9 protein-coding genes are annotated in these 13,358 nt (G+C 62.4%); 3 read left to right on the top strand and 6 right to left on the bottom strand.

Annotation, left to right across the window (positions count from 1 at the left end; all coding sequences use genetic code 11):
- Positions 1-104: 104 nt before the first annotated feature.
- The 4 genes from J3P97_RS08680 to J3P97_RS08665 form a co-directional block, all read right to left on the bottom strand.
- Positions 105-509, bottom strand: a complete 405-nt coding sequence (locus tag J3P97_RS08680) for a hypothetical protein (protein WP_434673928.1) — start codon at positions 507-509, stop codon at positions 105-107.
- A gap of 180 nt (positions 510-689) precedes the next feature.
- Positions 690-4,325 (bottom strand): transporter substrate-binding domain-containing protein, encoded by a 3,636-nt coding sequence (locus J3P97_RS08675; protein WP_434673927.1) that lies wholly within the window; start codon positions 4,323-4,325, stop codon positions 690-692.
- A 266-nt stretch (positions 4,326-4,591) separates the two neighbouring features.
- Positions 4,592-5,926 carry a lysine N(6)-hydroxylase/L-ornithine N(5)-oxygenase family protein gene (locus J3P97_RS08670; RefSeq protein ID WP_434673926.1) on the bottom strand — a complete coding sequence of 445 codons (1,335 nt, stop codon included), beginning with the start codon at positions 5,924-5,926 and terminating at the stop codon, positions 4,592-4,594.
- Positions 5,927-6,068: 142 nt separating this feature from the next.
- Positions 6,069-6,551: a sigma-70 family RNA polymerase sigma factor gene (locus J3P97_RS08665; protein WP_434673925.1), complete on the bottom strand. Its 483-nt coding sequence runs from the start codon at positions 6,549-6,551 to the stop codon at positions 6,069-6,071.
- 425 nt (positions 6,552-6,976) lie between these two features.
- Here J3P97_RS08665 and J3P97_RS08660 point away from each other — a divergent pair, with 425 nt between their 5' ends.
- The 3 genes from J3P97_RS08660 to J3P97_RS08650 are packed head-to-tail and all read left to right on the top strand — an operon-like array spanning position 6,977 to position 11,501.
- Positions 6,977-8,125 (top strand): efflux RND transporter periplasmic adaptor subunit, encoded by a 1,149-nt coding sequence (locus J3P97_RS08660; protein WP_434603427.1) that lies wholly within the window; start codon positions 6,977-6,979, stop codon positions 8,123-8,125.
- On the top strand, positions 8,126-10,096 hold the full coding sequence (locus J3P97_RS08655; RefSeq protein WP_434673924.1) for a MacB family efflux pump subunit: 1,971 nt from the start codon (positions 8,126-8,128) through the stop codon (positions 10,094-10,096).
- A 10-nt stretch (positions 10,097-10,106) separates the two neighbouring features.
- A complete protein-coding gene (locus tag J3P97_RS08650; protein WP_434673923.1) occupies positions 10,107-11,501 on the top strand; it encodes an efflux transporter outer membrane subunit in 1,395 nt (464 codons plus the stop codon).
- Between the two features lie 49 nt (positions 11,502-11,550).
- On the opposite strand, the gene J3P97_RS08645 is transcribed toward J3P97_RS08650, so the two are convergent.
- Entirely contained in the window at positions 11,551-12,513 is a 963-nt protein-coding gene (locus tag J3P97_RS08645) for a nucleotidyl transferase AbiEii/AbiGii toxin family protein (protein ID WP_434673922.1), read from the bottom strand.
- Positions 12,494-12,901, bottom strand: a complete 408-nt coding sequence (locus tag J3P97_RS08640) for a DUF6088 family protein (RefSeq protein ID WP_434569251.1) — start codon at positions 12,899-12,901, stop codon at positions 12,494-12,496. The genes J3P97_RS08645 and J3P97_RS08640 overlap by 20 nt, the downstream gene beginning before the upstream one ends.
- Between the last annotated feature and the right edge of the window lie 457 nt (positions 12,902-13,358).

The raw sequence follows: 13,358 nt of genomic DNA, 5'->3' as shown, positions 1-13,358 counted from the left end.
TGGTGCCAGACGGCATCGAACTCTTGCACAAGCGGTGGGCAGGATTCACCTGTCAGATCTGACAGGTGCGACCAGTGGTCATTGGCCCGGCGACAACCACCTCGTCAAGAGCGCGCCCGCTCGCTGATACGCGCTCCCTCGACACGAGCCATCAGGCAGGCCAGTGCAACAGGATCGGGCAACGCGGCCTGGCTCAGTTGCACGTGAGACCGGCGCCCACCTACCTGCGGCGACACGCCAGCCTGTGGCATGTTGTAGATCAACCCGTGAAGCACCTGGGGGTTGTCGACCAGGAAATCGGCTAACTCCACTCCGCCACTTGCCAGTCGGGCATTGGCGACGATCACGTCGAACGGCTCGCTGCCATACTCCACCAGCAGCAACAATTCCTCCATGTCGTTCACCGGCGCAATCCGGAAATAACCCCGCTGGTTGAACAGGCGCTCAAGCTTCATTCGATGAAAATGCTCTGAATCGGCGATCATGATACGTAATGCTTTGTTCGGCATGACGGGCATCCAATGGCAACGCGACGGGTAAGGCGGCCCATGAACGTCAGGAGGCGTCAGGCTAGAGAAAGCTTCCAAAGGACGCTGTAGGAAAAATCTTAAAAACCGGGTAAATGGCGCCCATGGCGCCGTCCTGCGGTCAATATCCCCTCACGCCGGTCAGGAACCACTTCAACCTGGCTAGAGCGACGAAGCACGCAGCCGCCCGGTCAAATGTTCGAGCGCCTGCTGCAAGTCGCCCACCGCATCGGCCAACGACGACGCATCCCGGCCCCTGCAAGCGTCTTCCAGGGCATCGCACGCGCTAACCAGACCTTGCGCCCTGACCATCCGCGCCCCGCCCTTGATCCGATGCGCCAGGTCGGCGAGTCCGGGCAGATCATGCCGGGCGGACAAGCGCAGCAACTGCGCGGTGTCTTCGGTATTGCAGGTGACCAGTTCGCTGATCAGGCTGTTCAGCGCCTCCGTATCGCCGCCGGTCAACTGCGCCAGGCCGTCCAGGTCAAAATCATCCGTGGGCGCCTCGGCCTCCGTTCCAGGAAACCCTGCGGCCGGTTCCGGAAAAACCTGCGCCAGACGCGCACCGAGGACTTCGAGACCGATGGGCTTGAACAGGCAGTCGTTCATTCCCGCGTCGATGCAACGCTGCTTTTCTTCTGGCTGGGCATTGGCGGTGAACCCCAGTATCAATATCGGCGACAGGCCTCGCGCGCGCTCCTCTTCACGAATGGCTCGGGTCAATGCGTAGCCATCCATCAGGGGCATGTTGCAGTCGGTAATGACCATGTCGAAGCGCCCGGCGCGCCACGCTTGCAGGCCTTGCACACCCTCCGCAGCCTCCTCCACGCGATGGCCCAGGTAACTCAGTTGCTGGCACAGCAGCAGGCGATTGGCCGGATAGTCATCGACCACCAGAATGGCCAGCGCCCGCATCGGCAACGGCGCCTTGCCCTCGACAAGTGGGGCCTGGAGCAAGGCGTCGAGCAGCGGCAGATCCAGCCGGATCTCGACCTGCGTGCCCTCCCCCGGCAGGCTGCTCATCGTCAGGGTGCCGCCCATCATTTCGCACAAGGTCCGGCTGATGACCAACCCCAGCCCGGAACCGCCGCGGGTAGACTCGCGGTTGTCGCCGACCTGGGTGAACGGCTGGAACAGCCGCTGCTGGTCTTCAAGGGAAATCCCGCTGCCGGTGTCTTCCACCCGCAAGCGAACAGCAAGTCGCTCGTCTTCGCTGCCGGGGACGACCTCGGCGATCAAGCGCACCAAGCCCTGATCGGTGAACTTGATCGCGTTGCTGAGCAGGTTCGACAGCACCTGCTTGAAGTGCAACGGATCGATCAGCACGTCGCGGTCGAGCTCATCGTTCAGCGCCAATTGCAGGCCCAGGTGTTTCTGCCGGGCCAGGCCTTCGAAAACCCGCGCCACCGACTCGACCAGCTCCCGCAGGTTGGCGCGCTCCGGCGCCAGCGACATCCGCCCGGACTCGATACGGGCAACATCGAGGATGTCGCCGATCAACGCCAGCAAGCCATGGGCAGCGCCCGAAGCGACCTCGATGGCCTCCCGATCGACAATGCCTTCTTCGGCCTTTTTCAGCGCCATTTCGAGCATGCCGATCACCGCGTTCATCGGCGTGCGGATCTCGTGGCTCATGGTCGCCAGGAACGTGGTCTTGGCCCGGTTGGCGTCATCCGAACCGTCCTTGGCAATGCGCAATTGTTCGAGCAGGTGCTGGCGTTCGCTGACGTCGATCCAGCCGCCGATCATGCCGCTGACTGCGCCGTCGCTGCCGCGATACGGCAGCATCCATTGATAGATGGTCAGCACCTCGCCGTTGGCCACAGTCAGGCGGCGGTCCTGGACCCGTGGCAAGCCCTCCTCCATGACCCTTAGATAGTCATGGTGGTAGAGCCGCGCTTCGACCGGATCCCCCGGCGCGCTTTCGAGCAGGGTCTTGCCGACAACGCTCTGCCGTTCGGCACCGAATACCTCCAGGTAGCCGCTGTTGCACAACACTAGCCGCGCCTCGCGATCACGGACATAGATCGGATGCGGCGTACCATCGATCAATACCCGCATGAATTCCAGCTGGTCGTTGAGGGCGACTTCGGCCTGCCGACGCTTGCGTATCAGGTGGCGCAGATAGCCGATCCAGCCCAGCGCCAGGAGCAACAGCAGTGCAGCGATGGCGAAGCCCTGGAGGACAGTGGCGCGGTGGCGCAGCCAATAACTGTCTTCCACAACGATTTCCGTACGCCAGCGGTTGGTCAGTTCGTCCATTTCCTCAGGGGCAATGCTGAGCAGCGCCTTGTCCAGGATCGAGTGCAACTGCGGCGCGTCCCGGCGAGTGCCCAAGGCGATCAGCGCCGGCTCGGTGCCGACGGTGCAGGTGATCTGCAGCGTGTCGCGGTACTGACGGGAGATCATGTAGCTGGCACTGAGCAGCGGGCTGATCGCCGCGTCCACCGCGCCGGAAGCCACCATGGCCAGGGCATCGGCGGCGTTTTGCGCCGGCACCAGTTGGACGTCGGGAAATTGCTGCAGCAGGTAATCGCGCAGCACATTGCCGCGCACCAGCGCCAGGCGCTTGCCGGCCATCTGCTCCGGCGTGACGGGGGCCTGGGTATCCAGGGCGGCCACGAGCACGTAGGGATTGCTCAAATAAGGTCGGGTGGAACTCAGTTCATCGGCGTAGTCGGAACCCGGTGGGAACGCCGCCACGACGTCGGCCTCGCCGCCCTTAACCTGCGCGATCAGATCCTCAAGCGACTCACCGTGCCGGATATCGAATTTCAGCCCAGTGCGCAGGCTGATTTTCGCCAGCACATCGGCACTGATACCGCGAAAGTGCCCCTGCTGATCAATGAACGTCAGCGGCATGAAATGATCATTGATCACCACCCTGATCCGCGGATGCGTGTCCAGCCAGCGCTGCTCGTTGACACTGAAATGCAGGCGCTGATGCCCGGGCATGCTTGCGCCCCCGGCACTCCAGCGGCGCAGGATCGCCATGCGCTCGGTGTCGGGAATGGCTTGCAAGGCGCTGTTGATGATCCGCAGCAGGCGCGTATTGTCACGCGCCAGGGCAAACGCGAACGGCTGCACTTCCAAGCGTGAAAAATCGGCCAACTGGACGTTATTCAGGTAGTTCTTGGTGATCAGGTAATGGGCACTGATCGAGTCCCCCAGATAGACGTCGGCCTGGCCGAAAGCCACGGCACCGATAGCGCTCAGGGTCGACGGGTACAGCTGCAGCGAAGCCTTGGGGTAAAAAGCCTTGACCGCCTCAGGGGGCAGATAGTGATAGAGCATCGCCACCCGCTTGCCCGCCAGGTCCGGCGCGAGCTTGCGATTGTCACCGGCACGGGTCACCAGGGTCGGCTGGTCATCGGCGTAGGCCTGGGACATCGCCAGTTCCGGGTCGCCAGCCTCGAAGCCATTGGCGCTGCCGAGCATGTCGATTGCACCGCCGCGCAGGGCCTGCAGCGCCTCGGCCCGCGACGGGTACCGGCGCACCTGCACATCGACCTGCAACAACTGACCGAGCAACCCGGCGTAATCGGCGGTCAGGCCTTCGTATTCACGGCCATTGCCGGTGATACCGAACGGCGCATAATCCGGCGCCGAGGCGCCCAGCAGCAACGAGCCCTTGTCGCGCAGCCAGGCCTGGTCGGCTGCGTCCAGTGACACCGAATAACCGCTCACGGTGGAACGCCCAAGCACCTGCAGCGACTCGGGCGCAGCGACGGTCTCCGGCGCCATGCTCAATAAACCCAGCCACAACGCCGCCAGGCTCATGCGTGAAAACACAATCATCGGATCAGAGGGTTTCGCCTGGCCTTGGCAGAGTTGGCGCGGGAGCGCCACCGAACCTGGGTGAAAATAAGGTTCTGCCTGCCAAAGCAAGGGAACAGCGAACCGTCAGCGTGCCTGTCGCAAAATACAGCAAGCGTGACTGGAGTGTAGGAAGTTTCTGAAGAATTTCCTGATGTGTTATCGAGTAATAACATCGCTCAGGCGCAGACGGCGATCCGTGGTATTGCGCTCAAGCGCAGCCCGGGATCGCCGCCTGCCGGCAGACCTTATGCCGTGGCCAGCAATCGTTCCCGTACCGATTGGCCCAGGCCGCGTTCCTTGCCGTGCTCATAGAGCGAGCCGGCGATTTCGTCGGCGCGCACCGGCAGGATCGACAGCAAGGTATCGCTCAAACCATGGCTGGCCTGACAAAAGCCCTGCATGTAGATGGCGGCCTTGCAGCGCTCATCGGTGATCAGTTTGTAGTTGCGATCCACCTCGAAATCGCCGAGGTATTGCGCCAGCGGCTCCAGCAAGGTGCGGTGCATCTGGCGCTCGTAGCCGGTGGCGAGCACCACCGCGTCATAGCGCCGGTTTGTCAGCTCGCCGGTGGCGTTGTTGCGCATGGCCAACTCCACGCCATTCTCCGTGGCCGTGGCTTTTTCGATCGTGGTCAGGGTACGGAACGCATGGCGGGCGATGCCCGAGACTTTCTGGCGATAGAAAATCCCGTAGATGCGTTCGATGAGGTCAATGTCCACCACCGAATAATTGGTGTTGTGGTATTCATTGACCAGCCGCTCGCGCTCGCTGTGCGGTTGCTGGAACACCAGGTCGGTGAACTCCGGCGAAAACACTTCGTTGACGAACGGGCTGTCGTCGGCCGGCTTGAGGGCCGAGCCGCGCAGGATCATGTCGACCTGCGCCGATGGGAAGCTGTCGTTGAGGTCGATGAAGGCTTCGGCTGCGCTCTGGCCGCCGCCGATGATCGCGATTTTCATTGGCTGGCCGCTCACGCACGGTTGGGTTGTCATGCGCTCCAGATACTGCGAGTGATGGAACACCCGCGCATCTTCCCTGAACCCTTTGAACGCCTCGGGGATGCGCGGCGTGCCGCCAGCGCTGACCACCACCGAACGCGTGGTGCGCACACACTCCTCGCCCCGTCCGTTGCGGGAAATCACTCGTAGCGCTTCAACCTGCTGGTTGTGCAGCACCGGCTCGATGCGCAGCACCTCTTCGCCGTAGCGGCTCTGGCCGGCGAACTGCGCCGCCACCCAGCGCAGGTAGTCGTTGTACTCCATGCGACACGGGTAGAAAGTGCCGAGGTTGATGAAATCCACCAGGCGGCCATGGTGCTTGAGGTAATTGACGAACGAGTACGGGCTGGTCGGGTTGCGCAGCGTCACCAGATCCTTGAGGAAGGAAATCTGCAATTCGCTCTGGGTCACCAGTGTATTGCCGTGCCAGCGGTAGTCGGCCTGTTTGTCGAGGAACAACACATCCAGTTCGCCCTGGACCGGGCCACGTTCCTGGAGCGCGATGGCCAGCGCCAGGTTCGAAGGGCCGAAGCCGATGCCGATCAAATCGTGAACGGTGGGCGCTGCAATTGCCTGTGTCATGTCCAGTGTCCTCTGGAGAAGCCCCTCAACAGGGCGCGAAAGCCTGGGTGACTTGAGCGGCCCGCACTAGGCCGTCAGTCGTCTGTTGAGAGGAACGAGGACAATGAAGGAAAATTTACCACCGAGAATCAGCGAGGGTGAATCAGGACGCGTCCCACTGCCGTACGCGAATACGACAATGCTTCATGGCATTGACGATGTGTTTCTCCACCAGCGCCCTGGAAATACCCAGGCGCCTGGCGATCTGCGAGTGAGACAGCCCTTCGAGTTTGCGCAGCAGGAAACTCTCGCGGCACAGCGGCGGCAACTCGGCCAGGGCCCGTTGCAGCATGTCCAGGCGCTGGCCGTGGTCCAGGCTGGTATGGGGCGATGGGGTGAAGAACCGTTCTTCGCTGTCGAGCACATCGAGGGATTCGACCTGGCGCAGGGTGTTGCGCCGATGCCCGTCGATCACCAGGTTCAGCGCGGTGCGATAAAGGAACGCCCGGGGCTGCTCGATGGGGGTTTCGCTGGCGCGCTCCAGGACCCGCACGTAGGCGTCATGCACCACATCTTCGGCCGCCTGGCGGTTGCCTAGCCTGGCGTTGAGGAAACACACCAGTTCGCGATAGTAGTTTTCCAACATGACTCCCGTGCGCAGCGACTGCGACAGCTATCCCTGTGCCACTCGGCATGCCTGAAAAAGGCATGGCAGGATAGTGGCAGGCTCAATCGCGTAATTTATAGTAATTCTCATATAGATTTAAAGCGTTGGTTTGTATCAAGGCCGATTCGTTCATCTGATTGGGCGTCTGAAACCGCTTCTGTGGCGAGGGGAGCTTGCTCCCGCTGGGGCGCGAAGCGGCCCCAAACCTGAGTGCACAATTTTTATCCGGTTGCCTGCCTTGGGCCTGCTGCGCAGACCAGCGGGAGCAAGCTCCCTCGCCACGGGGTTCAACTGTTACCCAGTAGTTCCCCCGCTAAATTCCCGCCCGGAACGCTCGTTTACCAGAACAGCCCCCGTCCCTGCTGCCCTTGCGACGGACCCGATATCACCGGCCGGAACCCTGCATGAAACGTCCCCGCCTCACCCGCCCCGCCTGGCTCCTGACTTTCGCCCTGCTACCGGCCGTGGCCTTCGCCGCGTGGCAAGCGGTTACGCCGGACCACGGCCCCGTCGCCACCGCGGCCGTCACCCGTGGCGATATCGAAAACAGCGTCACCGCCCTCGGCACCTTGCAACCGCGGCGTTATGTAGACGTCGGCGCCCAGGCCTCCGGGCAGATCCAGAAGATCCATGTCGAAGCCGGCGACGAGGTTCGCGAAGGTCAGTTGCTGGTGGAAATCGACCCGTCCACGCAGAAAGCCCGGCTCGACGCCGGACGTTTTTCCATCGAAAACCTCAAGGCGCAACTCCAGGAACAACGCGCCCAGCACGACCTGGCGCAACAGAAATTCCGCCGTCAACAACAGCTCAAGGCCGGCGGAGCTACTCGCGAAGAGGATGTGCAGACGGCGCAGGCCGAGGTGCGGGCGACCCAGGCGCGCATCGACATGTTTCAGGCGCAGATCCGCCAGGCCCAGGCCAATCTGCGCAGCGACGAGGCCGAATTGGGCTATACCCGGATCTACGCGCCGATGAACGGCACCGTGGTTGCCGTCGGCGCACGGGAAGGCCAGACCCTCAACGCCCAGCAGCAAACCCCGCTGATCCTGCGCATCGCCCGGCTGTCACCGATGACGGTCTGGGCCGAAGTCTCGGAAGCCGACATCGGCCACGTCAAGCCGGGCATGACCGCCTACTTCACCACCCTGGCCGGCGGCAACCGGCGCTGGAGCAGCACCGTGCGACAGATCCTGCCGGTGCCGCCGCGTCCGCTGGAAGCCAGCCAGGGCGGCAGCCCCTCCGGTGGCCGCAGCGGCAGCGAACGGGTGGTGCTGTACACCGTTCTGCTGGACGTGGACAACGCCGACCGCGCCCTGATGACAGACATGACCGCCCAGGTATTTTTCGTCGCTGCCCAGGCCAAGGACGTGTTGACCGTGCCCATCGCCGCGTTGCAGGACGCAAGCCAGGTGCGGGTGCTGGCCGACAATGGCGACATCCAGCCAAGGACCGTTCGCACCGGCGTCAGCGACCGCTTGCGCACGCAGATCCTCGACGGCCTGAGCGAAGGCGATCGCGTGCTGATCGGCCCGGCCAGCGGCAGCGGAGGCTGAATGAGTACGCCCCTGATCGAACTGCGGGACATTCGCAAGGCCTACGGCGGTGGCGACAGCCCACGGGTGGAAGTGCTGCGGGGTATCGACCTGTCGATTCACGCCGGGGAGTTCCTGGCGATCGTCGGGGCGTCCGGCTCCGGCAAATCGACGCTGATGAACATCCTCGGCTGCCTCGACCGTCCCACCAGCGGCGAGTACCGCTTTGCCGGTGAGAACGTCGCCCGACTGGGCAGCGACGAACTGGCCTGGCTGCGCCGGGAGGCGTTCGGGTTCGTGTTCCAGGGCTACCACCTGATCCCGTCCGGCACAGCCCAGGAAAACGTCGAGATGCCGGCCATCTATGCCGGCACCTCGGCCGCCGAGCGTCATGCCCGGGCCAGCGCCCTGCTCGAACGCCTGGGCCTGGCGAGCCGCACCGGCAATCGTCCCCACCAGCTGTCCGGCGGGCAGCAACAGCGAGTGTCGATTGCCCGGGCCTTGATGAACGGCGGGCACATCATCCTTGCCGACGAACCCACCGGCGCGCTCGACAGCCAGAGCGGCATCGAAGTCATGGCGCTGCTCGACGAACTGGCGAGCCAGGGCCACGTGGTGATCCTGATCACCCACGACCGCAAAGTGGCGGCCCGGGCCAAACGCATCATCGAAATCCGCGATGGGCTGATCATCAGCGACAGCGCCACCACCACAGCCAGCGCACCACAAGCCAACCCCAAGGCGTTGCAGGCGGTGGATCTGCGCCAGCGCCTGAGCGCCGGCAGCGAGCACAACGGCGCCTGGAAAGGCGAACTGGTGGACGCCGTCCAGGCCGCTTGGCGAGTCATGTGGATCAACCGTTTTCGCACCGCCCTGACCTTGCTCGGCATCGTCATCGGCGTGGCCTCGGTGGTGGTGATGCTGGCGGTGGGCGAAGGCAGCAAGCGCCAGGTCATGGCCCAGATGGGTGCCTTCGGCTCCAACATCATCTACCTCAACGGCACCGCGCCCAACCCACGCGCCGCCAAGGGCATCATCAGCGAACAGGACATCGCCGCCCTCGCAGCCCTGCCCGAAGTACAGCGCATCATGCCGGTCAATGGCAACAACGCCAACGTGCGTTTCGGCAACCTCGACCACACCAGCTACGTGGGCGGCAACGACACCAATTTCCCGACCATTTTCAACTGGCCGGTGGCCCAGGGCAGCTACTTCAGTGACGCTGATGAACGCAGCGCGGCGGCCGTGGCGGTGATCGGCCACAAGGTCCGGCAGAAGCTGCTCAAGGACGTCGCCGATCCCATCGGCCGCTACATCCTGATCGAAAACGTGCCGTTTCAGGTGGTCGGTGTACTCGCCGAAAAAGGCGCCAGCTCGGGGGATTCGGACGCCGACAACCGCATCGCCGTGCCCTACTCCGCCGCCAGCGTGCGTCTGTTCGGCAGCCGTCATCCTGAATACGTGGTGATCGCCGCTCGCGACGCGGCCAAGGTCAAGGAGGCCGAGCAGGCCGTTTCCCGTACCTTGCTGCGACTGCACAACGGCAAGCAGGATTTCGAGCTGACCAACAACGCCGCGATGATCCAGGCCGAGGCCCGCACCCAGGGCACGCTGTCGTTGATGCTCGGGGCCATTGCGGCAATCTCGCTGCTGGTGGGCGGCATCGGCGTGATGAACATCATGCTCATGACAGTGCGCGAGCGGACCCGGGAAATCGGCATCCGCATGGCCACCGGTGCCCGCCAGCGCGACATCCTGCGCCAGTTCCTGACCGAAGCGGTGATGCTCTCGGTGGTCGGTGGATTGGCCGGCATCGGCCTGGCCCTGCTGGTGGGCGGCGCGTTGCTGCTGGGCAAGATCGCCGTGGCGTTCGAATGGCTGGCGGTGTTTGGCGCCTTCGGTTGTGCGCTGGTCACCGGCGTCGTCTTCGGTTTCATGCCGGCCCGCAAGGCCGCTCGCCTCGACCCGGTCGCGGCCCTTACCAGTGAATGAACCCTTCTCTATGAAAGCGCACCTGACTCTCCTGGCCGCCAGCCTGCTTCTGGCGGCCTGCGGCACACCTTTGTCGACACCCGACAGCGGCATCGAGCCGCCCTCGGCCTGGCAAACTGTCGATACGCCCAGTGCTCATGTCGATAACCAACAATGGTGGAAGCAGTTCGGCAGCCCGCAACTTGATCGTTTGATCGAACAGGCGCGCCAAGGCAGCTTCGACCTCGCGGCCGCCATGGCCCGGGTTCGTCAGGCCCAGGCCAGCGCGGTGATCGCCGGCGCGCCGTTGCTGCCGGAAATCAGCGCCGGGCTCAACGGCAATCGCCAGGAGCTGCTGCGGGGCAAGGGCTACAGCCAGTTGGACGTGGATCGGAACAACCGCACCATCGACTACTACGATGCCCATCTCAGCGCCAGTTATGAAGTGGATTTCTGGGGCGGCAAGCGGGCGGCGCGGGACAGTGCGCTGAGCGCGTTGTCGGCCAGCCGGTTTGACCGGGCGACCGTGGAATTGACCTTGCTCAGCGCTGTCGCCAACAGCTACACCCAGGCCTTGTCGCTGCGCGAACAGCAGCGCATCGCCGAACTGAACCTGGCCAATGCGCAAAACGTGCTCGACCTGGTGCAGACCCGCTACGACGCCGGCAGCGCCACGGCGCTGGAACTGTCCCAGCAAAAAAGCCTGGTGGCGACGCAGCGGCGCCGATTGCCCCAGGTGCAACAACAGGCGCGGGAGGCGTTGATCACCCTCGCGGCGTTGCTGGGCCAGCCGGTGCAATCGCTCAAGCTCGACGATGAAACCTTCGACGCCTTGCACTGGCCCGCCATCGACGCGGGCGTACCCAGTGACCTGCTGCGCCGGCGCCCCGACATCGCCGCCGCCGAAGCACGCCTCGCCGCCGCCCAGGCCGACATCAGCGTGGCCCGCGCCGCCCTGCTACCCTCGGTCACCCTGGGCCTGAGCCTGGCCACCGGCGCCGACATTGCCGACCAGTTGCTGCGCAACAACGTCTACAACCTCAGCGCCGGCCTGGCCGCGCCGATCTTCAACAACGGTCGCCTGCGGGCCGAACGGGACAGGGCCACCGCGCGCCAGGAAGAACTGCTGGAAACCTACCGCGCCGCGATCATCAACGGTTTCGCCGACGTCGAAAAAGCCCTGAACGGCATCCAGGGCCTGGACCAGCAACGACAATGGCAGAGCGAAGAACTGCACCAGGCGCAAACCGCTTTCGACATCGCCCAGAGCCGCTACCAGGCCGGCGCAGAAGACTTGCTCACCGTACTCGAAACCCAACGCACGCTGTACGCCGCCCAGGACATGAACGTGCAATTGCGCCTGGCACGAGTGCAGGCGAGCGTGGCGTTGTACAAGGCGCTGGGTGGGGGTTGGCGGGTGATGTAAGTAAAGCCAAGTGAGATCGAGAACCGCGGCCAGCTATCCTGTCAGGAATTCACAGAGTCCGGATTAACGCCGCGGCGTGCTCACGAAATACAGCAAAAGCCTCATCGAAGCTTGGGCGGACGGAGCCAAAAATCAGCGGTATCAGCCTAGCGTCATACTGGCCACGAATCACCGCGTCCGAGTTTATTTGATTCAAGGCGCCCTGCATAACCTTCCCAGGGTCGGCGGCGAACGGAGGGAACTGCCGACCAAATTCAGCAGCATCGAACTCGACCAGCTTTTTGAAACCGTGGGCGGCTCGTTCGCTGACAGCAGGATCGCCAACGCTTATGCAATAGACATCATAGATATGACGTACCAATGTATCGTCCCATGGCTGAATCATGGCCCCGCCTTGGTGTTGAGCATAACGTCGAAGAAATGAAATGACTTTTTCCGCGAGTGTTTCTTCAACCGCCACGCACGGAATGGTTCCCAGGTGTCCAGGCCTTGCGGCGAGTCTTTCCACCAGGTGTTCCAACGGTCGCCGAGTCACTTCAAATTGGGGAGTTCGTGCGGTCAGTTCGAGGCTCAGATAAGGCCGCAAACTGGCATCATGAGGATATCGGGGAGCATATTGCCAACGACTGGAGAAATATCGGTTTTCATTGCGGGCGATACGCGCGTCCATGGTTTCTTCGAAGCCAAGCTTAGCGAGGACCTGGCAGACCTCAGCCTTCAGTTGGCTGAGGTGTCGCTTTTGAGCCGAAGCACTGAACGTGTTCGACTCATCCCATACGATCTTCAAGTCAACGTCTTCTGACATGCGCTCGATCAATCGATAAGCCTTGGACAGGCTCGTCCCACCACAAAACACCAGTCGAATGCCTGGGAACTGCATTTCCATCAGGCGCTGCAAGGCATCTGTTACGTGGATGTCTTTTTCCAGGATGCTGGCAGTAAGAAAACCGACGTCAACCTCAGCCAGTACCGCGTCAATTAATTCGACCTGCTCAGGCGTGATGGTTTTCATAGACTACGTAACGCCCACCAAAACCGAGCTTGCGATTGATACGGCGTAAGCCTGTGTCAAAAACAATGCCGGCGGGTAGCTGCAAACTGTCGCTGGCATTGTATTCACGCAATGCGCGCCCTGCCGTGATCTTCACGCCAAGCTTTTGCAGAGCCAGGGGCGCAAGAACTTCAAGCGGACGTATCGGGATCGGCTTGCCGGTGAGGATACTGGTTTTAGCTTTTGCAAAGACACCAATGCCAAGTCTGACCAACACACCGCTAGCGACCAGATGACGCAATGCTCGAGATACTTGCGCGGGGCTGCCGAACTTGGAAAATTCAGAGCGCAGAAACACGTCATCCTTTCGCAAGGCGATTGATCTCCTGATACGCTCCTCGATAACCATGCCTCACCTCAAACAGCACCTAGGTACAAAAACAAAATAACTATATGTTTTCTATAGGTTTTTTAATACGAACCGTGCTCATACTTGCTCAGTATAGATCAGCATCAGGATTACAGGCCAATTCATTCGGCTTTGGTTCTGTTTATCCGGCCATGTAAGCCGTCCGAGCGAGGCTACGTTGCCTTGCGTCATTGCCTACAACTACGCCAGAATCCGCCGGCTTGTGCGCCTGCCACTCTGTCGATAACTTGTACCTCGTCACTGCCCATCAGTGATCGGGTCTGCAAGCCCGGCGAAATACCAGGCGCATTGCCACAAGCCAATCGACATATCCGTGTCGCTCAATGGCGGCTGTGTGCGGGAGACCTTCGGGTCTGCCGGGTTCCTGGTTTCCCGGTCTTGCAGACCCGCGCATAGCTGCCACCCATCATCTGCAAGTGATGTTCGGCATAACCAT

The sequence above is a fragment of the Pseudomonas sp. R1-15 genome, assembly GCF_051132085.1.
Classification (GTDB): Bacteria; Pseudomonadota; Gammaproteobacteria; order Pseudomonadales; family Pseudomonadaceae; genus Aquipseudomonas.
Note: the sequence above shows the minus strand (reverse complement) of the source record. Positions and strands in the feature narration are given on the sequence as shown.

Bases quoted from the DNA above. Each gene is read 5' to 3' on its own strand.
- J3P97_RS08640 (WP_434569251.1), bottom strand. From the start codon at position 12,901: ATGGTTATCGAGGAGCGTATCAGGAGATCAATCGCCTTGCGAAAGGAT.
- J3P97_RS08650 (WP_434673923.1), top strand. From the start codon at position 10,107: ATGAAAGCGCACCTGACTCTCCTGGCCGCCAGCCTGCTTCTGGCGGCC.
- J3P97_RS08645 (WP_434673922.1), bottom strand. From the start codon at position 12,513: ATGAAAACCATCACGCCTGAGCAGGTCGAATTAATTGACGCGGTACTG.
- J3P97_RS08675 (WP_434673927.1), bottom strand. From the start codon at position 4,325: ATGATTGTGTTTTCACGCATGAGCCTGGCGGCGTTGTGGCTGGGTTTA.
- J3P97_RS08670 (WP_434673926.1), bottom strand. From the start codon at position 5,926: ATGACACAGGCAATTGCAGCGCCCACCGTTCACGATTTGATCGGCATC.
- J3P97_RS08655 (WP_434673924.1), top strand. From the start codon at position 8,126: ATGAGTACGCCCCTGATCGAACTGCGGGACATTCGCAAGGCCTACGGC.
- J3P97_RS08665 (WP_434673925.1), bottom strand. From the start codon at position 6,551: ATGTTGGAAAACTACTATCGCGAACTGGTGTGTTTCCTCAACGCCAGG.
- J3P97_RS08660 (WP_434603427.1), top strand. From the start codon at position 6,977: ATGAAACGTCCCCGCCTCACCCGCCCCGCCTGGCTCCTGACTTTCGCC.
- J3P97_RS08680 (WP_434673928.1), bottom strand. From the start codon at position 509: ATGCCGAACAAAGCATTACGTATCATGATCGCCGATTCAGAGCATTTT.